General features: G+C 65.4%; 18 protein-coding genes and 1 pseudogene. 9 read left to right on the top strand and 10 right to left on the bottom strand.

What is annotated here, in order from left to right:
* Nucleotides 1–107: 107 nt before the first annotated feature.
* Nucleotides 108–893: an alpha/beta fold hydrolase gene (locus K0O64_RS15005; RefSeq protein WP_096311480.1), complete on the top strand. Its 786-nt coding sequence runs from the start codon at nucleotides 108–110 to the stop codon at nucleotides 891–893.
* A 4-nt stretch (nucleotides 894–897) separates the two neighbouring features.
* Nucleotides 898–1206, top strand: coding sequence for a hypothetical protein (locus K0O64_RS15000; protein ID WP_071944637.1), 309 nt, complete (start codon nucleotides 898–900; stop codon nucleotides 1204–1206).
* Here K0O64_RS15000 and K0O64_RS14995 read toward each other — a convergent pair.
* The gene (locus tag K0O64_RS14995; RefSeq protein ID WP_096311479.1) at nucleotides 1203–2576 is read right to left on the bottom strand and encodes an NAD(P)/FAD-dependent oxidoreductase; all 1374 of its coding nucleotides are present in this window, start codon (nucleotides 2574–2576) and stop codon (nucleotides 1203–1205) included. The two genes, K0O64_RS15000 and K0O64_RS14995, sit on opposite strands and share 4 nt — an antisense overlap.
* 171 nt (nucleotides 2577–2747) lie before the next feature.
* Between K0O64_RS14995 and K0O64_RS14990 the strand changes: the two genes are divergently transcribed.
* Nucleotides 2748–5018 (top strand): putative bifunctional diguanylate cyclase/phosphodiesterase, encoded by a 2271-nt coding sequence (locus K0O64_RS14990; protein WP_096311478.1) that lies wholly within the window; start codon nucleotides 2748–2750, stop codon nucleotides 5016–5018.
* A 41-nt stretch (nucleotides 5019–5059) separates the two neighbouring features.
* Here the strand turns inward: K0O64_RS14990 and K0O64_RS14985 are convergent, their stop codons facing one another.
* From K0O64_RS14985 to K0O64_RS14970, 4 genes are all read right to left on the bottom strand, one after another.
* Nucleotides 5060–6271 (bottom strand): thiolase family protein, encoded by a 1212-nt coding sequence (locus K0O64_RS14985; RefSeq protein WP_220045590.1) that lies wholly within the window; start codon nucleotides 6269–6271, stop codon nucleotides 5060–5062.
* A gap of 35 nt (nucleotides 6272–6306) precedes the next feature.
* A complete protein-coding gene (locus K0O64_RS14980; protein WP_071944645.1) occupies nucleotides 6307–6705 on the bottom strand; it encodes a Zn-ribbon domain-containing OB-fold protein in 399 nt (132 codons plus the stop codon).
* Between the two features lie 116 nt (nucleotides 6706–6821).
* Nucleotides 6822–7262 carry a thiol-disulfide oxidoreductase DCC family protein gene (locus K0O64_RS14975; protein WP_096312865.1) on the bottom strand — a complete coding sequence of 147 codons (441 nt, stop codon included), beginning with the start codon at nucleotides 7260–7262 and terminating at the stop codon, nucleotides 6822–6824.
* A 40-nt stretch (nucleotides 7263–7302) separates the two neighbouring features.
* On the bottom strand, nucleotides 7303–9696 hold the full coding sequence (locus tag K0O64_RS14970; RefSeq protein ID WP_071944647.1) for a putative bifunctional diguanylate cyclase/phosphodiesterase: 2394 nt from the start codon (nucleotides 9694–9696) through the stop codon (nucleotides 7303–7305).
* 211 nt (nucleotides 9697–9907) lie between these two features.
* Between K0O64_RS14970 and K0O64_RS14965 the strand changes: the two genes are divergently transcribed.
* Nucleotides 9908–10699 carry an SDR family oxidoreductase gene (locus K0O64_RS14965; RefSeq protein ID WP_071944649.1) on the top strand — a complete coding sequence of 264 codons (792 nt, stop codon included), beginning with the start codon at nucleotides 9908–9910 and terminating at the stop codon, nucleotides 10697–10699.
* A gap of 204 nt (nucleotides 10700–10903) precedes the next feature.
* Here K0O64_RS14965 and K0O64_RS14960 read toward each other — a convergent pair whose 3' ends face one another.
* From K0O64_RS14960 to K0O64_RS14945, 4 genes are all read right to left on the bottom strand, one after another.
* On the bottom strand, nucleotides 10904–11473 hold the full coding sequence (locus tag K0O64_RS14960; protein WP_071944651.1) for an HD domain-containing protein: 570 nt from the start codon (nucleotides 11471–11473) through the stop codon (nucleotides 10904–10906).
* 90 nt (nucleotides 11474–11563) lie between these two features.
* A complete protein-coding gene (locus tag K0O64_RS14955) occupies nucleotides 11564–12337 on the bottom strand; it encodes a DUF1906 domain-containing protein (protein ID WP_071949828.1) in 774 nt (257 codons plus the stop codon).
* Between the two features lie 117 nt (nucleotides 12338–12454).
* Complete coding sequence (locus K0O64_RS14950) at nucleotides 12455–13837, bottom strand: sodium/glutamate symporter (protein ID WP_071944653.1); 1383 nt, start codon at nucleotides 13835–13837, stop codon at nucleotides 12455–12457.
* A gap of 100 nt (nucleotides 13838–13937) precedes the next feature.
* The gene (locus K0O64_RS14945; RefSeq protein ID WP_096311477.1) at nucleotides 13938–15239 is read right to left on the bottom strand and encodes a cytochrome P450; all 1302 of its coding nucleotides are present in this window, start codon (nucleotides 15237–15239) and stop codon (nucleotides 13938–13940) included.
* A gap of 147 nt (nucleotides 15240–15386) precedes the next feature.
* Between K0O64_RS14945 and K0O64_RS14940 the strand changes: the two genes are divergently transcribed.
* From K0O64_RS14940 to K0O64_RS14920, 5 genes and pseudogenes are all read left to right on the top strand, one after another.
* Nucleotides 15387–15596, top strand: coding sequence for a DUF3072 domain-containing protein (locus K0O64_RS14940; protein ID WP_096311476.1), 210 nt, complete (start codon nucleotides 15387–15389; stop codon nucleotides 15594–15596).
* A 117-nt stretch (nucleotides 15597–15713) separates the two neighbouring features.
* Nucleotides 15714–18276: pseudogene (nirB, locus tag K0O64_RS14935) on the top strand (nitrite reductase large subunit NirB).
* A gap of 130 nt (nucleotides 18277–18406) precedes the next feature.
* Nucleotides 18407–19810 carry an IS1380 family transposase gene (locus K0O64_RS14930; protein ID WP_071942689.1) on the top strand — a complete coding sequence of 468 codons (1404 nt, stop codon included), beginning with the start codon at nucleotides 18407–18409 and terminating at the stop codon, nucleotides 19808–19810.
* Between the two features lie 492 nt (nucleotides 19811–20302).
* On the top strand, nucleotides 20303–22747 hold the full coding sequence (locus tag K0O64_RS14925) for a SpoIIE family protein phosphatase (RefSeq protein WP_083542904.1): 2445 nt from the start codon (nucleotides 20303–20305) through the stop codon (nucleotides 22745–22747).
* On the top strand, nucleotides 22747–23070 hold the full coding sequence (locus K0O64_RS14920) for an STAS domain-containing protein (protein ID WP_071944663.1): 324 nt from the start codon (nucleotides 22747–22749) through the stop codon (nucleotides 23068–23070). Before K0O64_RS14925 ends, K0O64_RS14920 begins: the two co-directional genes overlap by 1 nt.
* 23 nt (nucleotides 23071–23093) lie before the next feature.
* Here the strand turns inward: K0O64_RS14920 and K0O64_RS14915 are convergent, their stop codons facing one another.
* Complete coding sequence (locus tag K0O64_RS14915) at nucleotides 23094–23576, bottom strand: SRPBCC family protein (RefSeq protein ID WP_071944665.1); 483 nt, start codon at nucleotides 23574–23576, stop codon at nucleotides 23094–23096.
* Nucleotides 23577–23608: the final 32 nt, after the last annotated feature.

Genomic DNA, 23608 nt, shown 5'->3' with positions numbered 1-23608 from the left:
CCCATGAACCAACGAACCATGTGGGTGCTCCCACTCGCGTTCACCGTCGAGCGGCAGCGGTAGGTGTCGCCGGGAGCGTCCAAACACGCATCCCGAGAGGCAACACCATGCAATTCATATCTGCGACAACATCATCCGCTATTCTCGAGCGCCATTTCACCCTGGATGGGATCACCGGTGTCCTGTGGTCACCGGCATGCAGAGCGGTCGACTCGCCACTGCTGTTGGCGGGACATAGCGGCGGCATGCACAAGAAAGCACCGGGCCTGGTAGCCACCGCAATGCACGTCGTGGCTTCCTACGGGTTCACAGTGGCCGCGATCGACGCGCCCGGACATGGCGATCGCCCGCGAAATCGCCGCGACCGCCAGTGGGCCGAGGCGATCCACCGGGCTCGCACCGCGGGCGAATCGATTGCCCCGATCGTCATCGACTACACCCGGTCATTGGCGCAGCGGTCGGTTCCGGAGTGGCAACGAACCCTCGACGCCCTGCAGTCGCTGCCCGACATCGGCCGTGACGCACCGGTCGGCTACGCCGGCGTCACGACGGGTAGGGTGATCGGAGTGATGCTGGCAGCAGCCGAATCCCGGATCGTCGCGGCCAGCTTCGGCGGCGGGTTCGTCGACGACAACGTGATCCGGGCTGCCCGTCAGGTGACCATCCCGGTCGATTACCAGATCCCCTGGGATGATGCAGATTTCGATCGTGCGTCGGCGATGGCGCTCTTCGACGCGTTCGGCTCGAAGGAGAAGACCCTCCACGCCTACCCGGGCCGCTATCACCCGATTCCCGAACATCTGCGCGACGAGGCGGCGCGCTTTCTCGCCCGCCACCTCGGGCGCACCGCCACACGCGCGCCGTTTGAATCCGACGGTGACGGGGCAGGCTGACGGCATGAGAAAGATCGTGGGTCGTTCGACCATTCTGACTGCCGCCTGCGCGCCGATCGCGGCAATGGCGATGCTCGCACCAGCCGCCTCCGCCGAACCGCTCGATTGCCAGAACGGTTCGTGGTGGGATCCGGTCGCCAATGTATGTCAGCCGCCGGCCGGACCGGTGCCGCTGGATTGCCAGAACGGCGACTGGTGGGATCCGGTCAGCAACAGCTGCAAGCCACCGTTGGTGCCGCTGCCACCCGACTGCGGGGTCGGCCAGTACTGGAACCCGGTGTCGAATGCCTGCAGACCGCTGGGCCAGGTCTAACCGGCGTTCTGGTCGCGGCGCCTGTTCTCCTGGCTTGCGTGATGGCCCTGATGCACCGCCGACTGCCAGGTGTAGGGCTCCTCGGGATGACCGGAGCCGCCCAGGATGAAGGTGCGATCGCTGCGGTTCGCGCGGGCGATGGAGGCCATCCAGGTTGCGACCGTGCTGAACCGGTTGCGGACGCCGGTCAGGAAGGCGATGTGAATGAAGCCCCACCCCAGCCATCCGATGAGCCCGGTGAGCTTGATCGGGCCGGCCTGCAGCAGGGCGTGGCCGCGGCTGATGTACGCGGCTGACCCGAGGTCGCGATAGCGGAAGTCCTTTCGCGCACTTCGGCCGAGGTCGCGTTTGATGCAGCCGGCCACGTGCAGCCCGCCCTGCATAGCGTTCTCCGCGACGCCGGGCAGCCCGTCCCGGCCCGCGAGATCACCGATGACGAAGACCTCCGGATGCCCGGGCGCCGAGAGGTCGGCGTCGACCGAGATTCGCCCCGACCGGTCGGTCTTGGCGCCCAGCACTTCCGCGGCATGCCGCGCGAACGGTACAGCCTCGACACCGGCCGTCCACAGCACGGTGCGAGTCGCGTAATACCGGTCAGGGCCACCGTCCTTCGAGCTCACTGTCACCCCGTCGCGTCGGACGTCGCTGACGTGCACACCGAAGTGCATTTCCACGCCCAGCCTCTCGAGCTCGCGTGCGGCACGATCGGTCAGCGCGGGCGCGAAGCTCTTGAGCACCCGATCGCCCCCGTCGAACAGCAGGACCCGCGCTTCCTCCGGATCGATGCTGTGGAACTCATTGGCCAGCGCGCGGGTTGCGAGTTCCCTTATCTGCCCGGCCAATTCCACGCCGGTGGGACCGGCGCCCGCCACTGCAAACGTGAGCCACTCGTCGCGTTCCGGGCCGGGCGGCAAGGTCTCGGCAATCTCGAACGCCGCGAAGACTCGGCGACGGATGCTCAACGCATCGTCGAGTGTCTTCATACCCGGGGCCCAGGCGGCGAATTCCTCTTTACCGAAGTAGGACTGGCGCATGCCCGCGGCGATCACCAGATAGTCGTAGTCGAGTTCGTACATCGACTCGTCGGGCCGGCGGGCCGTGACCCGACGTGCTTCGGCGTCGAGTTTGATGGCCTCACCGAGCAGGGTGGTGACGTTGCGATGGTGCGCCAATTCCTCGCGCAGCGACCGGCTGATTTGCCCGATGCTCAGCGTCCCGGTTGCGCATTGGTACAGCAGCGGCTGGAACACATGGCAGGCCGCGCGGTCGAGCAGCGTGACATCCGCATCGACGCGGCCGAGCCGGCGGGCGCAGAACAGTCCACCGAAGCCGCCTCCGATGATGAGCACCTTGGGTCGGTCATCACCCATTCGATTGAACCTCATTAGCGTTGAAGTACCCGCTCGCGAAGCGATGCATACGGGTGCCTGATCAATTTGCCGGCCGAGTGCTTGGCGCACCGAGTTGAGCGATAACGGTCCAGCCGCCACGCTATTCTGCCACGCTATTGGCGGTCAACGCCGCGGGCTGGAGGGGACGCGTTGTCGCTTGGGAGTCGCCGCCTGGGTTGCGGGCTGACTGCCGCCGTGATCGCGGCGGCAGCGATCAACGCGGTCGGCGTATGGGGAGTGTCGACAGCTCTACGGGTGCAATTCGCTCTCGAAGCAATTGTCTGTATTGCCGCACTGGTGGTCGGGTTGGCCGTCATACCCCGGGTGACCGGCCTGTCACGGTGGTGGCGAATGTCCCTGCTCGCGGCGGTGGCAATTTTCCTGGCGGCCGAACTCGGGTGGCAATTGGCGGGCTTTGCCGACCGGCATGCCACGGCGCCATGGCTGAGTGTGGTCGCCTACTTCGTTGGCGCGTTCTTCTTTTCCACGGCGATGGTCCTGCTGATTCGCGCCGGGCGCGATCACGGCTCCCCGGCCAGGGGGCTCACCTGGCGCAAGGTCTTGACCACCGTCCTGGACGGGCTGATAAGCGCACTGTCGTTTTCTCAGTTCATCTACCTGGCTCGTCCGGGTGCCATAGACAGCGCAGCTCTTCCTCGATCGACCAACACCACGGTGGTGCTCGCCATCGCCGCGGTCGAAATGGTGGTGGTGATGATCGCGGTGCTCATCGCGATGTGGTACCCGCCGTACCGGCTGGGCCGCGCCAACTACATGTTGCTCGCCGCCGCAGTCATCACCCTCGTTTCCTCCGACCGGCTGCTGGCCTACCTTCGCAGCGTCGACATGTCGAGCCTGGATCTGTGGATCGGCGCCGGGTTCATCGTCGCGCCGCTGCTGATCGCGTGGAGCCTGCTCGAACTGCCCCCACGGCCCCGCCCGCAGAACGAGTTGCCGACCAACTGGGCCCAATTGACCCTTCCCTACGTCGGATTCATGGGCAGCACGGCGCTCCTCACGTTCCAGGTGATCGTCGGGCGGGGGATCGACGTCTTCTTCGCGACGACCTATCTGGCGCTGGCGTTGCTTGTCGCGACCCGTTACCTGGTCGCGATGCGGATACAGCGGATGTTGACCGAACAGCTCGTCGATGCCAAGCGTCGACTCGCACACCAGGCCCATCATGACGCGCTGACCAACCTGCCCAACCGACTGCTGCTGGCGCAGCGGCTCGACGAGGCGATACGCGATGGGCCGTTCGTCCTGATATTCGTCGACATCGACGACTTCAAAGAGGTCAACGACCGATTCGGGCATGCGGCCGGCGACGAGCTGCTGTGTGCCATCAGCTCCCGCCTCCGCAGCTGCCTCGGGCGCGACGACACGCTCGCGCGCATCGGGGGAGACGAGTTCGCGATCCTCATCGCCGGTGAAGTCGGAACGCCCGAGATCGTCGCCGACCAACTACGCGTCGCGCTGCGCAGCCCGTTCTCGGTCCACGGGACGTCGATCCGGGTGCGGGCGAGCATGGGTCTGGTCAGTCCGGGGCATCACGGCCTGGCCCCGACGTCGGATGATCTGCTACGGCAAGCCGACATCTCGATGTACACGGGCAAGCGGCTGGGCAAGGACACCGCGGTGGTCTACCGGCCGGCGTTCAGTGTGTCGGAGGACTTTCCGACGGCCCTGCGCCAGGCGAAAGGTGGTACACCGCAAGGCTTCCGGCTGAAGTACCAGCCGATCGTCGAGCTACCGCACGGGGCGCCGGTGGCGGTGGAGGCACTCGCGAGGTGGACGACGCCGAGTGGCATGCAGATCCCGCCGCAGACCTTCGTCGCCCTCGCGGAGGCAAACGGGTTGGGCGCGCAGCTGGATGCACTGGTGCTCGATCAGGCCTGCGCCGACGTTCGGGATGCCGGCCTCGATATGGACGTCCATGTCAATATCGGCGCGGCGAGGCTCGGCAGTGCGGGATTCGAGGGTGTCGTCACGCGCACACTCGAGCGCCACGGCCTGCCGGCAGCCCGGTTGGTCCTGGAGATCACCGAGACGGTTCCGATCGTCGACCTGGTCGAGGGGGCGGCCGCCATCAGACGCTTGAATGACCTTGGCATCAGGGTCGCTTTGGACGATTTCGGTGCCGGTTACAACTCGCTGACCTACCTGCACGAGTTGCCGGTGCAGATCGTGAAATTGGACCGGGGCCTCGCGCTGGGCGTCGACCCACGACGCAACCTCACCCTCTACCGGTCGGTCATCGGGCTATGTGAAGCCTTGGGCCTCAACGTGATTGCCGAAGGTATCGAAACCGCCGATCAAGCCGAGACGATCTTCACCGCCGGATGCGGATTGGCGCAGGGCCATCTGTTCGGACGAGCAGCATCGCTGGTCGATATCGGGGTGTCGTCGACCACACGGTAGCCCTCATGGTCGAGCCTCTGTTTGACCTGGGTTCCGCCGACTCAGGCCGCTGACTTCTCTAAGATGTGCACACCGCAGGCTGATCCCAGGCCGATGACATGGGCCAAGCCCACTTTGGCGTTCTCGATCTGCCGGTCACCGGCCTCACCGCGCAGGTGGTGGCAAATCTCCCAAATGTTCGCGATGCCGGTCGCCGCGATCGGATGGCCCTTGGATTGGAGGCCACCGGAAACGTTAACCGGCGTCGAACCGTCACGCCAGGTGGCGCCCGAGTTGAAAAAGTCTGCTGCGCCGCCTTCTTCGCACAGCATCAAGTTGTCGTAGTGGACCAACTCGGCGGTCGCGAAGCAGTCGTGCAGTTCCACCAGGTCGAGGTCCATTGGGCCGACGCCGGCCTGCTCGTAGGCGGTGGCGGCCGCGTTGCGCGTCAGGGTGTTGACATTCGGCAGGACCTGGCAGCCCTCTTCGTACGGATCCGTAGTCAACACCGATGCCGACACCTTCACGGCCCGCCGGCGTTGTTCGGCCGACAGCGTCTTGAGAGTTTCACCGTTGCACACGATCGCGGCCGCCGCGCCGTCGCAGTTGGCCGAGCACATCGGGCGGGTGTTGGGGTAGGCGATCATGACGTCGTTCATGATCTGATCGAGGGTGAAGCGCTTCTGGTACGCGGCCAGCGGATTCAACGTCGAATGCGCATGGTTCTTCTCGCTGATCTTGGCGAACAACTCGAAGCTGGTTCCGCCGTACTTGTGCCCGTATTCGGTGCCGATCTGGGCGAACACGCCGGGCATGGCCTCGGTGCCGATGCGCCCGTCGATCGGCGCAACGGCACCGAAACGGCCTGACGGCTCCCACACCCCGGAGTCGTCTTTCTTTCGGCCACCGGCACCCAGAAGCCCTGCCCCGGAAAGCTTTTCCACTCCGACGGCCATGCCGTAGCGCACTTCGCCGGCCTTGACGGCCATGATCGCGGTGCGTAGAGCGGTGGCTCCGGTGGCGCAGGCGTTGGCGACGTTGTACACCGGGATGCCGGTCTGGCCGACCTGCTTCTGCAGCTGCTGGCCGATGCCGGCGCTGGCGTTCATGAGATTGCCCGCGGCCAGTACGCCGATGTCGGCCATGCTCACGCCGGCGTCCTGCAGCGCCGCCATGGCGGCCTCCGCGGCCAGGTCGACGGTGTCCTTATCGGCTTGCTTGCCGAACTTGGTCATCCGAATACCCAGGATCCAGATCTCGTCGCTGGCACTCATGACATCTCCTTGGAAGCGGTTGCGTGGTGGGGGAGTCAGGCGATGGGCTCGAAGCCGAATCCGATGGCCTCGGTGCCTTCTGTGTCGCTGCCGAGCGAGTACGTGCTCAGGCGCACCTTCATGCCGTCGTGGACGTGTTCGGGGTCGGGCTCGACATTGACGAGATTGGCGCGCACCTGAGTGCCGTCGCAGTCGACGACGGATGCGACGAAGGGAACCGGCACACCAGGCGCGGCGAAGGTGACGATGGTGAACGTGCGCACCGTGCCTTCGGTGGCGACCGGAACCGTCTGGAATTCGGTGGCGAAACACTTCGCGCAAGCATTGCGCCGGTCGAAGAACCGGGCACCGCAGGATGTGCACTTATGCGCCACGAGGTGGGGTTCACCGTCGTCGAGCACCAGGTAATCGACCATCGGAATGCGCTCGGCCATGTGAACCTCCGTTCGTATGTCTCAGTGACGCTAGCGAAGCGATACCGGAGATCAAAGACCGGGTTCGCCAATGCCGCAACGAAAGGTCTCGACGGCTTCGGTTATAAAGACGTCAGTCAGTAGGCCGAGTCGAGGAATCGGCTGCGCACGTCAGCGGTCGGAATGGGGCAGGTGTCGTATCGCCCTCCGACGCGATAGCGCACGGCGGCGAACCTGCCGTAGAGCCAGTCACGCACGGCCGGCGGAATCATGTACGCCGCCAACGTCAATCGCCACCAGCCACCGAGGTATGCCGCAACCTGCAGCAGGGTGCTGGAGCGGACATACACCGCCTCGCCGGGCTCCTCGGGATGACGCACGAAGACGGCGGTATCGAGGCCTGCCAGCTCCGGGTGGCGAGAGATCGTCTCGCGCGCGAAGTCACTGTCCAGCGCGGCGAACCCTAGCGTTCCGCGATGGTCGTATCGAAGAATGGTGCGCACCGCGGCGTTGCACACACCGCACACGCCGTCGTAGAGCAGGACAGGGGCGCTCGGTGGAGTCTGTGTCGGCGTCATCGCCACCTCCTTCGCCGAAGCGATTACCGCCCCTCCATCATCACAAATCACGCCCGGATCGGGCACGGTGTGTTCCCAGAGTCACAGCGTTGCCGCTCATTGGGTCCGAGCCCATGCCCGGGACCTGGCGCTCGTGTTCAGCGGCCAACAGCAACACCTGTTCGGCGGACAGCGGCACACTGAAATAGAAGCCCTGCACCACGTCGCAGCCGAATTCGATGAGACACGTGGCGATTTCAGCATCCTCGACGCCCTCAGCCACGACGATCAAGCCCAGTTCGTGGGCAAGCGTGATCACGGCGCGAACCACGGTCGCCACCCGCGCATCGTCCAAGATCTGGACGACGAGCCGCCGGTCCAGCTTGACCTCGTCGACGGGCAGCTCGCACAGGTACGACAAGGTGGAGTAGCCGGTGCCGAAGTCATCGATGGCAATGCGAATACCGCTGCGGCGCAACTGGTTCAGGACATCGCGGGTGCCCTCCATATTTCCCAGCACCAGATCCTCGGTGATCTCGACGGTCAGCGCACTGGCCGGCAGATCGCGATCGGCCAGCGATCGGCGGATTCGGGCGGGCAGGTGGGGATCGGCCAGCAGCGGTGCCGACATGTTGACCGCCACCGGCAGATGCACTGCCGCCTGATGCCACCCGAGTGCGGCGTCGAGCGCGGTGTTGATCACCAGATCGGTGACCGGCCGCATCAGGCCGTGGTGTCGAACCAAAGGCAGGAATTCGTCCGGACTGAGCAGGCCGCGGCGGTGGTGCGGCCAGCGGATCAAGGCTTCGACGCCCACCATGCGGCCGGTGATGAGGTTGAACTTGGGCTGATAGGCCAACGTGAGCTCAACGGAGTCGATGGCCTCGCGCAATTCACCAAGCAGCTGCTTCGACGCGGCGTCCTCGGGTGACGGCGCACTGTGCAACCGTTGGATCAGACCGTTGTCGGGCGAGTTGTCCAGGTGCAGTTCGTGGGTGTACCGCTGCACACCGGGGGTGCGGGTCTTCTTGGCGGCATACATCGCCGTGTCGGCCCGTTTGACCAAGTCTTCGGCCGTCGCCGCGGGCTCGTCGGGGCCCGCCACCGCCAGCCCGACGCTGGGCCTGATGAACAGCTCCTGACCCTCGATGGTGAAGGGTTTGTCGAAGGACTCCGCGATGCGCTGCGCGATCTGATCGGCGTGCTCGCGCAAGGTGTCGTCGTCGATGAGCACGACGAATTCGTCGCCGCCGAGACGGGCGACGGTGTCGCTGTTACGGACACAACCCAGGATCCGCTCACCGGCCCGGTTCAACAGTTCGTCGCCGGCCGGGTGGCCCAGAGCGTCGTTGACGAGCTTGAAATCGTTGAGGTCCAAGATGATCAGCGCCACCGACCCACGGTCGCGCTCCCGTCGTTGCATCGCCTCCTCGAGACGGTCGGAGAACATCGCGCGGTTGGCCAGGCCGGTGAGCGGGTCCCGCAGCGCCTGTTCGGCGACGGTCGCCAGCAGCCGGCGATTCTCCGTCACCGCCAGGTACTGGCGGCCCAGCACCGCCAGCATCAGCAGCGTTCCCACGGTCCCCACCAGCGGGGTCTGGAAAACGGTCGCCGGCTCGGCAGCGGCGACGATGCCGGCCAGAAGCAGCGGGGCGTAGGGAAACCAGACCGACGCCCAACTCGTCACGTCGGCTCGCGCCTTCGGCAGCCGGACCTCGTCGCGGCTGGAGGTGGCCGCCACCATGATGAGCAGGAGGCCGGCGACCCATCCGACGTCGATCACGCCTCCGCTGGTATACGCATTCTTCGCTGTCAGGTAGGCAAAGCCACTGTCGGCCAGGGCGATGAAGACCAGCGCCAAGGTCAGTGCGTTCAACACCCGGCGTTGGTCATCTGCTGCTCGCAGCCAGGCCAGCGCCGCGATGGTCAGCAATACCACGTCCGAGAGCGGATACGCCAGCGAAATGACCATGGCCAGCGTGCTGTCCGACCCGGCAGAGTAGATCGGGCTCAGGATGGTCACCCAGCTCACCAGGAAGAGTGACCCTGCCACGATCACTCCGTCGAGCAGCGTGCGGGCTCGCGATTGGCCGCTGCCGGCGGGGAAGAGCAGCAGGCCCACGCAGAAACCGAGCGGCATGACCAAATACGCCGCGTCGGCCAGTGAGGGGAACGGCGGCTCCTCGAGAGCGAGCTCGTAGTAGGCCCACAGCAACTCGCCGAGTGCCCAGCCCACCATTCCGATCGTGATGGCGACCCACGCGGCGCGCATTCGCCCATGCACCGCCCGCGCCGCCAGGGCGGTGAAGATGGCTGCAACAACGCCCAGAATCACGAACACGATGTCGTCGATTGCTTCGACGGTGCTGCCCTGCGACCAGCCACTGAAGATCCAGACCACGAAGGCGACGAAGAAGACCGCGGCGCCGATTGCGACACGGGCGGTCTTGGGCATCGCGGCCCCTTCCTGCACCGCCCGGTGGCAGAACTGTCCGGGACGCCTAAAGCCTCAGCAAGAATAGCCGATGCGCAAAGAAGAACCAAAGCAAATCACGGCGATGTTGCACTATAAACTGTCGCGATAGTCACTTCCAGCAACATTTGGTCCCTGGCCTGGCCACCAACCGGGCCGCGCGATCTTCGCCCGGTGCGCTAGACATGTCCCCGTGGACATCGACGGAGCGGTGGCGGTGGTCACCGGAGCGGGTTCGGGCATCGGCAGGGCCATTGCGGCGGCGCTGGCCGCGGCCGGGTGCTCGGTGGTGGTCGGCGACATCGATGCAGACGCGGTCGCCGAGACCGCCGGGTCGATCGGTGGCGTCGGGGTGGCGGCGGACGCCTCGAGCGCCGAGGGTATCGCCGCTCTCCTGGACGCCGCGCGCGGCGCGTACGGACCAGTCGACGTCTACGTCGCCAATGCCGGCATCGCCGGTGAGTCCGGGCTCGGTGACGACGAAGCCGCGTGGGATCGGATCATTGACGTCAACCTGCGCGCTCACATCCGAGCAGCCAAAGCTGTTGTGCCGGAATGGCTTGAGCGCGGCCGCGGATACTTCGTCTCGGTCGCGTCGGCCGCCGGTCTGCTCACCCAGTTGGGCGCGGCGCCCTACAGCGTGACCAAACACGCCGCCGTCGGATTCGCCGAGTGGTTGTCCATCCGCTACGGGGACAAGGGGATCGGGGTGAGCTGCGTGTGCCCGATGGGGGTGGACACGCCGCTCCTGCGCGGCATGGCCGAATCGCCGGACGAAGAGATCCGAGTGGCAGGCGCCTCGGTCACCAGCGCGGGCGCGGTGATCGACCCGGACGCGGTTGCTGCCCTGGTCGTCCAGGCGATCGCCGACGGCACGTTCCTGGTGTTACCGCATCCCGAGGTGCTGACCATGTATCGACAGAAAGGCGCCGACTACGAGCGGTGGATCGCCGGGATGCGCCGCTTCCGGAACAGCTTGGGTTAGCCGCCCGCCGATAACGTTTCGGGCACGACGGGGCGGGGTAACAATGCGCCAACGTCGAAGTAAGCCGGCGTCGGACCGCGAGACGAAGGAAACCTCATGATTCCGTTCATCTGCCCGACCTGCGGGCAACTCGACATCGACAGCCCGGACTGTGCCTCGTGCGCGGCCCCCACCAACCACGAGGCCGCCTGATCCCTGGGGCGGCTACTCCGCGGCGTGCCATGGTTCGCGGGCGAAGACGTCCTCGACCATAGGCCTGAAGAATGCAAGCGGCCGGTGTTCGAAACGTGTGTCGAAGCAGTTCTGGTCGTACTTCTCACAAAATTCCACCGCGTCGCCGAACCACGGATGTCCGCGGTAGCGTTCCCGGGCGTCGCGAACCCCGCCCATGTGCGGCGCGTAGTAATACTGCTGAAATTCTGGATGCACCTTGACGATCCAGGCTGTGCGCTCTGACACGTACGGCGCGATGACGGCGGATGCGAACGCCCCGTGAGCGTGGGGCGCGAACGTGTCGCCGATGTCGTGCAGGAGGGCAGCGACGACATACTCGGCGGTTCGGCCGTCGTCGAAGGCACGAGTCGCTGACTGCAGCGAATGGTCCAGCCGGCTGACCGGGTAGGCCTGCTCACCGTCGGCAAGTGCTTCGACCAAACCCAGGACGCGATCGACCAATCCGGCGTTGTTCGCCGCCTCCGCACGCTCGATGAGGGCATAGTCCTGCGCGGTGCCCTCGGCCATGGTGCGGTAGGTGGCCCGCGTTGGCGCGCTCATGGTCGGCTCCTCTCGGGACGGCGTCCCGATTAACCTAACCGCGGCGTGTTTCGGCCGTATGACGACGAATGCGCGCTGCCGGCCGTCTGGTCAGCGGTGAAGGTTCCACTGGCCGACGTCGGAGGCCAGGGCGTCGTTCACATCGACTTCGAGCCCGCCGACCAGCGGGCCGGGATTGGACGCGGTGCTCACGATGCGCTGATAGAGGACGGCCGCGGGGTGGACTCGATTACCCGACCAGGCCTTGGTCTGCCAGGCCCAGGCGCGGCCAGGAGTGCTGGATCGCCCGATAACTCCGTCGGCGAGGGCCCACTGACATACATCGATACCGCCGTAGACGCCGGTCCGTTGTACGCCGAGCACCGAGTTGATGCCGCGGAACCATTGCAGGGCAACGCGATTCCACGTGTCACGGTCGATGTCCTCGTCGATGGTGAAGAAGACCGGTGCGCTCTGGCCGCCACCGGCCGCGGTGTGCAGCTGCCACGCGGTGCGCGCGTCGGCGATGCCACCCGCGTAGCCGCGCAGGAAGTCCGACGGTGCGGTGCCCCCCGGCTTGCCGTACTGATAGTTGCTGACGATTGCCAGACCTGCGGCGGTCAGAGACTGGGCGTAGGGCAGGGTGATCGGCTTGGCGCCGAACGACGAGCCCGGACGCGATGTCGAGACGTAGTTCACCACTCCTGCGTGGCCGGCAGCGCGGATGTGCTCGGCGGGGATCTGTTTGGCGGCGAAGTCGATCAGCGTAGGAGCCGCGGCGGCCGCTGTGGGCGTGCCGAGACCCAGCGCCGCGGCGCCGAGACCGGCCAGTGCGCCGGCGTAGCGCAGCGCATCACGGCGGGTGACGCGTGTGGAATCGGGCATTTCGTACACCGCGCGATGTTAACGATGTGACTGCTGTAAACGGTGGAACCACGCGGATCGTTGCGCGTTTCAGCCCAAGATGAGTTCGGCCCGTAATCTCCGCGATGGGGGAGAGGCTTATCCAGTTGGTTGTCTGCCCCGCATGACTCCCCACGCGCCGATGACAAGCAGGAGCCCGAAACTCACGGCCGTGAAAGTCGGGAGCCCGAAGTCGGTGATCAGCGGAACCGAGAGAGCAGTGAGAAGCCCGCCGCCGAGGATCGGCTCGTAGATGAGTTGCTTGTATCCGTAATCGTTTGCCGTGCTGGTATTCCTCTGCGGATCGACCATGTCCGCCAACACGAATCCGGTTGCGACGTTTCCCCGTGACTGCCCGAAGTCGGCGACGGTGTGCTCGAACCAATTGCGGCGGTGGAATCGTCGGCCCAGCCAGATCAACGAGACCGCGCTCCACAGCACGCCGATCACCGTGAAGACGATGATCGCCGGGACGTTCGAACCCAGTGCCGCCAACGACATCGTGCCGATCGCGCACACCAGAAGCGCGTCGAGGGCGATCGCGGAAATGCCGTCCACCGCCCGCTTGTCGATGTTGGCGGCCTGCCCGGTCCTGGTCGCCAGCCACTGCACGATGAAGCCACCGATGACGGTGATGGGGAACAGCGGGAGCCTGTCGAAGATCTCTGAGCCGAATTGTCCTGCAACAAACCGCAATCCCCACAGCAATCCGATGGCCAACAGGATCGCGGCGGCGATCAGAGCGAAGGCGAGGACGGTGGCGTGGATGCCGTCGTCGGTGCGATCGCGGTTGTCGGCAGGGGCCACCCGGATGCGGTCGACGTCGTAGTCGTCGCGCGCGGTGAGCGCGACATTGCGTGCCACCGTTACTTTGGGGCTGCGGACCGCCCACCGTACGAGGGCAGAGCCCACTCCGATACCGGTGATCATGCTGATCGTTGCCAGACCCAGGCCGACGTCCACCAACTCCGGAGCCCCGGCGTCGGTGAGCAGTTGGCCCATGCCCGCGATCGTGCCGTGCCCACCGGCGAACGACATTTCGAGCAGCGCTCCCGCCGCAGGCGGTAACCCGAAGACAGGCCCAAGGAGGAAGAGGACCGCAGCGCCGGCCAAAGCGAACTGCCCGAGCGACAGGAACGTGCCGAACAACGCATGCGGGGCGGCGGCATGCCAGAGCTGTCGAGGCTTGGGGAGGGTCTTGCCGATCATGATCGCCCCGAAGACCACGTTGATCAGCAGACCCGGCATGACCCGCCAGATGTCGAGCACTCGGGCGGGAAAGAGCCCGCCTGTGTCAGTGAGATGGCCGAGAACCTGAGGCCCCAGGAGCAACACGAGAAAACCCGCGACGATGCTCGACGGGATGAACAATGCGCGCAGGAAACCGAGGCCCGCGCGGACAATCCAGCCGACTGCGAACATCACGCCGAGGATGACCAGGGACAAGCCAACCGTCTGCGCGTCGGTCAGCCGGTCGATCATCACCAGTCCTTCGTCGAGGTGTTCCTGTCCAACCTACGGCCGCGGGAAGTCGGCGGGGAAAGGGTTTCGACGAATGCTCGTGAGGAATCCTCGTGCGCGGTCAATCCGGCGGGGTCCAGCGGACAGGTAGCCGCTTGATGCCGTGAAGGAATGCCGACGACAGGATGGCCGGTTCCTCGGCGGCGACGATATCGGGGATCTGGTGGTGCAGTTCCTCGAACAGCACGCGGATCTCGCGCCGGGCCAGGTTGGCGCCCAGGCAGAAGTGCGCTCCGCCGCCGCCGTATCCGAAGTGCGGGTTGGGGTTTCGGGTGACGTCGAACAACCACGGGTTGTCGAATTTGGCTTCGTCGCGGTTGGCCGAGTTGTACCACATCGACACCTTGTCGCCGGCTTTCATGCGGACGCCGCCGAGTTCGATGTCTTCGGTCAGATTGCGCCGCATGAAGATCACCGGGCTGGCCCACCGGACGATCTCTTCGACCGCAGTGGCTGCGATGCCGTCGAAGTCGGCCCACCATGTCGCCCGAGCGTCGGGGTATCGACTCAGGGCCACCATGCCGTGGCTGATGGCGTTACGGGTCGTCTCGTTGCCGGCAGCGGACAGCAGCATGAAGAACGAGGCGATCTCCGCGGACGACAGCTGCTCACCGTCGACCTCGGCCGACACCAGGTTCGAGGTCAGGTCATCGGCGGGTTCGGCGCGGCGGGATTCGGCCAACTCGACGCCGTACGCGGCGAGGTCGAGGACCACCTGAATGACCTCGTCGTGGTCGGAGGCCACTTCCTTGTCGCCGATTCCCAATGCGACCGACGTCCAGTGGAAGACCTTCTGTTGGTCGGTTTCCGGGATGCCCATCATGTCGCAGATGATCTGTAGCGGGAACGGCCCCGAAAGGGACTCGACGAAGTCCGCCGTCCCGTCGGGGTGGCTGGCCACCATGTCGCTCACCAATTGCCGAGCCCGCTTTCGCACGCTCTCGTCGATGCGGGCCACCATTTTGGGTGTGAACGCACGATTGACTATCGATCGAAGGCGTTGGTGACGCGGGTCATCGAGGTTGATCATCGAGCCGCTGAATTCGGCGACTGCAGGGTCGATTTCGCTCAACGACACGCTGGTCGGGGTGGAGCTGAACAGGTCCGGGTGCCGACTCGCATGGTGGACATGGTCGTAGGACGTCAGCGCCCAGTGGCCGGGGCCCGCCTCGAATCCGGGCGTCGTGGCTGACTCGGAAAACGCGACGGGCGCTTCGCGACGAAGAGTGGCGAACGCACCGTCGCGGCGGTCGTCGTCCCATCCCCAGAACTCGAGTGAGCCCAGGTCGATGTCGGACAGCGGAATGTCTGGTGGTGGGGTGCCGTTCGTGCGGTGCGCGATACCCAGGTCAATCGTCGCCATGGTGGCCTCCCGGTCAGAGCCTGCCTGCCACATCCATGCTCACGTGCACCGCGTCCACACGTATGAGTAGCGCACTACTTAACTTCTGATGCTGGCCGCAGAACGAGGGTTCGTTTCGAATGGATGTTCGATGGGCACCCGTGTGGGATGACCGAACAATCACAGACCACCAACGACAACCCGGAGAAAGACACGTCTGAATGGGTGACGGGGGACGAGCCGATGACCGGGCCCCAGCGCAGTTATCTGCATACCCTGGCCCGCGAAGCCGATCAAGAACCACCTGAAGATCTGACGAAGGCGCAGGCGTCGGATCTCATCGAGGAGCTCCAGGCCAAAACCGGACGCGGCGACTGACCCGGGGCCACGCTCCGTGCACTCTCACAATCCCGCGGCCCCGGATGTGAGCTGACCGTCATTCCGGTGTCATCGTCCGCGGACATCGCTGCAACATCAGATTTCTACCGTCGCGGAATGGGTTTGGTGCGAAATGTCGTCGTCGTCGGGCACGGAATGGTCGGACACCGGTTCGTCGAAGCGTTGCGTTCCCGGGACTCGAATGGAACCTGGCGAGTAACCATCCTTTCGGAGGAGTCCGACGCGGCGTACGACCGGGTCGGCCTCACCGGTTACACCAGCCACTGGGACCGCGCGCAACTTGCGCTGCCCGGCAATGACTATGCCGACGACGACGCCGTCGTCGTACACCTCGGCGTGGCGGCCCGCGAGATCGACCGAGAAGCCAAGACAGTGACCGCCGCCGACGGGCGAGTTTTCGACTATGACGCGCTGGTATTGGCGACCGGGTCGTACGCCTTCGTGCCGCCCGTCCCGGGACGCGATCTTCCCCAGGTGCACGTCTACCGCACGCTCGACGATCTGGACGCCATCCGACTCAGCGCCCAAGCCGCACTGGCTTCGAGGAATCCGACCGGCGTGGTGATCGGCGGCGGTCTGCTCGGCTTGGAAGCGGCGAACGCCCTGCGCACGTTCGGCCTGACAGCCCACGTGTTGGAGATGTCGCCCCATCTCATGGCGAACCAGCTCGACGAGGCAGGCGGCGCACTGCTGCGCAGGATGATCAAGAACCTCGGCATCGAAGTGCACACGGCGGTGGCCACCACGAGTATCGCCCCGGCGCAACGGCACCGCCCGCTGCGCAAGTCGGAGATCGACGATTCGGTGCGGGTGTCGCTCAATGACGACAGCACGATCGACGCCGGCGTGGTCGTCTTCGCAGCCGGGGTACGCCCTCGTGATGAACTCGCCCGAGCCGCAGGGCTCGACATCGCCCAACGTGGCGGCGTACTCACTGATTTGTCCGGCGTCACAAGCGATCCCGACATCTATGCGATTGGTGAGGTGGCTGCCATCGAGGGGCGCTGCTACGGTTTGGTGGCACCGGGATATGCCACTGCGGAGATCGTCGCTGACCGGTTGCTCGGTGGCGAGGCCGAATTCCCCGGCGCGGACATGTCCACCAAGCTCAAGCTTCTCGGTGTCGATGTGGCCAGCTTCGGTGATGCCCAAGGGCGCACGCCCAATTGCCTCGAGGTCGTGGTCAACGATCCGGTCAAGCAGACCTACGCCAAGCTGGTGCTCTCTGACGACGCGAAAACACTGCTCGGCGGGATCCTGGTCGGTGACGCCTCGGCGTACGCGATGCTGCGTCCGATGGTGGCCAGCGAACTGTCCGGCGACCCGATGGCGTTGATCGCGCCCACGGTTGACGGCGCAGCGCCGGCCCTGGGTGTTGCGGCCCTGCCCCGACATCGCCCAGATCTGTTCGTGCAACAACGTGACCAAAGGCGATCTGAAAGAAGCCATCTGCGGCGGCTGCGAGGACGTTCCGAGCCTCAAGAAGTGCACGCTCGCCGGAACCTCATGCGGATCGTGCGTTCCGTTGCTCAAGCAGCTGCTGGAAGCGGAGGGAGTCGAGCAGTCCAAGGCACTCTGTGAGCACTTCAGTCAGTCGCGTGCCGAGCTCTACGAAATCATCAGTGTCACAAGCATTCGTACATTCTCCGGTCTCATCGAGAAGTTCGGCACCGGCGCAGGGTGCGACATCTGCAAACCCACCGTCGCGTCCATCCTGGCCTCGACCAGCTCGGAGCATGTCCTCGACGGTGAGCAGGCTTCGCTGCAGGATTCCAACGATCACTTCTTGGCCAATATCCAGAAGAACGGCAGCTACTCGGTGGTGCCACGCTCACCCGGCGGCGAGATCACGCCCGAGCAGCTGATCCTGATCGGCGAAATCGCAAGGGACTTCGACCTATACACGAAGATCACCGGCGGCCAACGTATCGACATGTTCGGCGCACGCGTGGACCAACTGCCGGAAATCTGGCGGCGACTGATCGACGGCGGTATGGAGTCCGGTCATGCCTACGGCAAAGCCCTGCGGACCGTGAAGAGCTGCGTCGGCAGCACCTGGTGCCGATACGGTCAGCAGGACTCGGTCGACATGGCGGTGGAGATCGAGAAGCGGTACCGAGGTCTGCGCGCACCGCACAAGATCAAGATGGCGGTGTCCGGCTGCGCCCGTGAGTGCGCTGAGGCCCAGAGCAAGGACGTCGGCGTCATCGCCACTGAGCGAGGCTGGAACCTCTACGTGTGCGGCAACGGTGGGATGTCGCCACGGCATGCGCAGTTGCTCGCAAGTGACCTCGACGACGAGACGCTCATTCGCTACATCGATCGGTTCCTGATGTTCTATATCCGCACCGCCGACCGGCTTCAGCGCACCGCGCCGTGGTTGGAGGCGATGGACGGCGGCCTCGAACACGTGCGTGCGGTCGTCTGCCAGGACTCACTCGGTCTGGCGGACGAGTTCGAGGCGGCGATGGAACGCCACGTGGCCGGCTACGCCTGCGAGTGGAAGGGCGTGCTCGAGGACGAAGAGAAACTCTCGCGGTTCGTGTCCTTCGTCAACGCGCCTGAGGTGGCGGATCCGACGGTTCAGTTCACTAAAACCTCAGGGCGCAAGGTGCCCATCGGGATGCCGACGCTGCGGCACGCGTCCGAGGCCGCGTGACGCACCCTTAGCCTCGATCCACCGATGAAGTGGCTGGTCATCGGGTGTCGGAATGAGGAAAGTGCCCTTTGAGCTGGGATGATTGGTGTTCTCTAGGCATCAATCGAACCAGTTCAGAAAGGCACTTCCGGTGCAAGTGTCCCATAGGTTCGCTGTGTCGTCGGCGGTGTTCGACGATCAGCATCTCGTGTCGTGCGCTGGCCTGGTACCGGTGATGACGTTGGCCGCTCAGACGGGGCTGGCGGAACTGTTGGCCGGTAAGGTTCGCTTCACCTGCGAGCGGATCAAATCGGGTGCGGCTAATCCGGCGCCCAAGCTGACCACGCTGATCGCCGGGATGTGTGCCGGCGCGGACAGTATCGATGACCTCGACCTCGTGCGCTCAGGTGGGATGAAGACCCTCTTCGACGGCGTGTACGCCTCGTCGACAATCGGAACATTGTTGCGGGAGTTCACCTTCGGCCATGCCCGCCAACTCGATGGGGTGCTGCGAGGACACCTGGTCGCCTTGTGTGAGCGTGTGGCGCTGTTACCCGGTGCTCACCAGCGGGCCTTCATTGACATCGACTCCCTGCTGCGCCCGGTCTACGGCCACGCCAAACAAGGCGCCTCCTACGGACACACCAAGATCGCCGGGAAACAGATCCTGCGCAAAGGTCTGTCCCCGTTGATCGCCACCCTGAGCACCGGTGACAGCGCTCCGGTGATCGCCGGAGCGCGACTGCGTGCCGGCAAGGCCAACTCCGGCAGAGGCGCAGCGAGCATGATCGTCGAGGCGGTCGCCACCGCCCGTGCCGCCGGAGTGACCGGAGAAATCCTCGTCCGTGGCGACTCCGCGTACGGCACCGGCACCGTCATCAGAGCCGCCCGACGCGCCGGGGCCCGTTTCTCGGTGGTGCTGAACAAATCGACCACCGTGGCCGCAGCCATCGATTCCATCGACGAGGACGCCTGGATCCCGGTGTCCTACCCTGGTGCAGTCCGCGACCCCGATACCGGCGCCTGGATCTCCGACGCTGAGGTCGCTGAAATCGCCTACACCGCCTTCAGTTCCACCGACCACCCGATCACCGCCCGGTTGATCGTCCGGCGCGTCAAAGACGCCCGCTATCCCGACACTCTGTTCCCGGTGTGGCGGTATCACCCGTTCTTCACCGACACTGACGAACCCGTTGACGCCGCCGATATCACCCATCGCCGCCACGCCGTCATCGAAACCGTCTTCGCCGACCTCATCGACGGACCCCTGGCGCACATGCCCTCAGGACTGTTCGGGGCGAACTCGGCGTGGATCCTGTGCGCGGCGATCGCCCACAACCTGCTGCGCGCCGCCGGAGTGCTCGCCGGCGGCACCCACACCGTGGCCCGTGGTGCCACCCTGCGCCGCAAGATCGTCACCGTCCCCGCCCGACTGACCCGGCCGCAACGCCGACCAGTTTTGCACCTACCCACTCACTGGCCCTGGACTGATCAGTGGCTCACATTGTGGCGCAACACCATCGGCTACAGCCCACCACTACCAGCAACACCCTGACCATTCGGCCGGACAGGCCCCTACCGGAGCACACAGGAAAGCTGGGCAGACCAGCGGCAACCTCCTGCTCACACCCCTACGGAACGAAGAACGGCCCCAACAGACACATCAATCACTCCAGTCCACGGATCGAGGCTTAGCCCTACTGCGCGACGGCGGAACTGCGGCTTGCCGTGCTCGTTGAGTGGCCTCGCCCGAGCCTCCAGAATTTGCCCGGGTTAACATCTGCCGCTCGGGGTAGACGAGTGTCGGGGCGTGCTCGCGTCCGGCGAGACACGCCGCCGCTGCAGCGCCGTGCGGGGAGGTCCTGACGGTTGGCGTCAATTTTCGCGGGCGCGTTGCGAATTGGTGCTCAATTGTCGAGCCTTCTCGGCACTTCAACTACTCCCGGTCGGGCGATAGGTTTAACAAGTGGTTAACGGTGGAGGCGGGTCCGCGTTCACCGGCCCGGTGCATGCAGAGCTCGACGAGCTGGTGGCAGCGCGGGACCGGATGGAGCAACTGGTTCGCCTCATTGTCGAGATCGGCTCCGATCTCGATCTCGATGTCACATTGCGGCGGATTGTCAGCGCGGCGATGGAGCTCACGGGCGCGAAGTATGGCGCGCTCGGTATACGCGCCGCCGACGGAAGCTTGATCTCGTCTGTGCGTGCGGGGATCGACGCAGACACAGCGCGCCGACTGGGCGATCTGACAGTGGGCGCGGGTCTGCGCCTCGGTGACGTACAGGCTTCACCACTGGCCGCTCATCTGCACGGACACGACCCACTGTTGCGGGCCCTGCTATGCCTGCCGATCACCGTGCGTGACAATGATTTCGGCACTTTGTATCTGATGGACGACCGGCCCGAACAGGCATTTTCTCCCATTCACGAGGCTGCGGTCCGGTCGTTGGCTACCGCAGCGGCGGCCGCTATCGACAACGCCCGCCTGTTCGAGCGGGCGCGCGAATCGGCGAAGTGGATGACGGCCAGCCGGGAGATAACGGCTGCGCTTCTCTCCGGTGATCCACAGACCAGGCCGCTGGAGCTCATTGTCAACCGTGCGCTCGAGTTGGCGGATGCCGAGCAGGCGATCCTGCTGGTTCCGGCCGAGCGAGATGTGATCGGTGATGACGCCGACGCCCTCGTCGTGGCGGCGACGGCGGGCAGGTACTCCTCGGAGGTGATTGGCCGGCAGGTGCCGATGGACGGATCCACCACCGGCAGCGTTGCCCGGCGCGGCGTGCCCCTCATTACCGATTCGTTCCAGTACCCGATTGAGGGGTTCACCGATGTCGGTGAGCGCTCGGCGATCGTCATGCCGCTGATCGCCGACGATGTCGTGCTCGGAGTGATTGCTGTCGCGCGTCGACCCCATCAGCCGGCTTTCGACGACGCGTATCTGGACTTGGTCAGTGATTTCGCCAGGCACGCCGCCATTGCGCTGGCGTTGGCTGCGGGGCGTGAGCACGCGCTCAATCAGGAGCTCGCCCAGGCCGACACTGTCGATGGTGCAGTGCTTGCCGCCGCTGAGGAACTGCGCCGACTGTGGCGGGCCCGCCGAGTTCTGACCGTGACTTTTCCGGCCGCGTACGGGGACCCGCATGTGGCTGCGACCGGTGGGGGAGCACGATGGGCCGACCTACCGCCGGCGACCCAACAGCTCCTTGGCTCACTGCGCGATGGGGAGTTCTTGACACCCCACGTTGCGCACACCGGAGCCGCCGGAATCGCGCTGCAGCATCCGGACGGGGTCCTCGTCGTCTGGATCGAGCTCGGTGAGCAGCGACCGTTCACCCTCGAAGACCAGACGCTGTTGACGGTGCTCGCCGGCCGTCTCGGCCAGGGGCTGCAACGCGTGCATCGCGTGGATCAGCAGCGCGAGACTGCGTTGGCGCTGCAACACGCCATTCTCGGACCGTCCGACATACCAAGTGGATTCGCGGTGCGCTACCAAGCCGCCAGCCGTCCGCTGCAGGTGGGCGGAGACTGGTACGACATCGTCTCTCTCGACGACGGCCGCATCGCGCTGGTGGTCGGCGACTGTGTCGGCCACGGCTTGCCGGCCGCCACCGTGATGGGGCAGATCCGCAGCGCCTGCCGTGCGTTGCTCTTCGAGAATCCCAGTCCTGCAGTCGCATTGGCGGCTCTGGATCGTTTCGCGGCTCGATTGCCCGGCGCCCACTGCACCACGGCGGTGTGTGCGGTGCTCACCCCGGACACCGGTGAGCTGGTCTACTCCAGCGCCGGACACCCGCCGCCGATCCTGGTCGCACCAGACGGCACCACCCAGTCGCTCGACGATGGCCACACCATCGCATTGGGAATCCGGCACGATTGGCCCCGCCCCGAAGCGCGCATCACTCTGCCTGCCCGCGCCACCCTCGCGCTGTATACCGACGGGCTGGTCGAACGTCGCAGCACGCCGCTGGAGCACGGTATTACCCGTGCGGTCAGCCTCATTCGCGACGGACAAGCGTCGGTGCTGGACGATCTCGCGGACCAGGTGATGTCCAGCCTGTCGCCACGTGACGGTTATCAGGACGACGTCGTGCTGCTCCTATACCGGCAACCGGCCTCCTTGGAGCTGGAGTTTCCAGCCGACGCCAACCGTCTGGCCGATACCCGTATTGTGCTGCGCGACTGGCTTTCCCGAGCCGGGATGACGCCGCGCCAAGCCATGAACGTGCTCATCGCCACCGGTGAGGCTCTCGCCAACGGTATCGAGCACGGATACCGGGACAGCTCGGATGGCACCATCCGCCTGACCGCCACAGCGCTGGCCGACCGGGTGCAGCTGGCCGTCGTCGACCAGGGGTCGTGGAAGCCCGCGCAACCCGTTGGCGACTCCAACCGCGGCCGTGGCATCACGCTCATGCGAGAGCTCATGGACGACGTCGCCATCACTCGCGACGCCGCCGGAACAGCAATCCACCTATCCGTGAGGATCAACTGATGGCCACACCGCTCACCCTCGACAGCGCGCGCCGCAATGACGGAACGTTCGTCCTGACCGCAGCCGGCGAGATCGATATGAGCAATATCGCGGCGTTCAACGACAGCCTTGCCGCCGCGATCAGTGAGTCCGCAGGAAGCGGAACGGCGCTCACGGTGGACCTCAGTGCCGTGGGATATCTGGACAGCACCGCGATCACCGCGCTGTTCAGCAACGCAGACCACATTGCGATCCTCGCTCACCCCCATCTGATGGACGTGTTCAGCGTCAGTGGTCTGACCGAACTGGTCACCGTCGAAGCTGCGCCGGCGGAGCCGTCCTAGCGTTGTCGGCGGCGGGGAAGACGTTACGTCGACGACCGGGGATAGCCGCGCCGGACCGCGCGGTCGAGGATGCCCAACGTCGCCCGCAATGCCGGCTCGCCGACGATCGGGAAGATCTTGGCGTCACGCCAATGCTGATCGATGTCGGACCAGTCGTAGAACGAGGTGACCGTCGTGCCGTCGTCCGTCGGGTCCAGGCGGTAGCCGTAGACGTGCCCGATGTCCGGCTTCAGTTGGCCGAAGATCGTCCACGCGATCAGCCGGTCCTGCTCGAATTGGGTGATCGACACGGTGACGTCGTACTTGCCCAACGGATAATCGTTGAGCGATTCGCGGTCCATGTGCACAACGAACATGTCGCCTACGGCGCCAACGGGCTGACCGTCGGCGTCCTGCAGCATGCCGGTGGCGTCGATCGCGACGTGGCCTTGTGGATCGCACAGCACTGCGAAGATGTCGGCGGCCGGCGCGGGGATGGTTCGTTGCACCTCGATGCGTTCGCTCACGGTTAGATCCTGGCACGTGCGATTCGCGGTGT

The sequence above is a fragment of the Mycolicibacterium pallens genome (genome assembly GCF_019456675.1).
Classification (GTDB): Bacteria; Actinomycetota; Actinomycetes; order Mycobacteriales; family Mycobacteriaceae; genus Mycobacterium; species Mycobacterium crocinum.
Note: the sequence above shows the minus strand (reverse complement) of the source record. Positions and strands in the feature narration are given on the sequence as shown.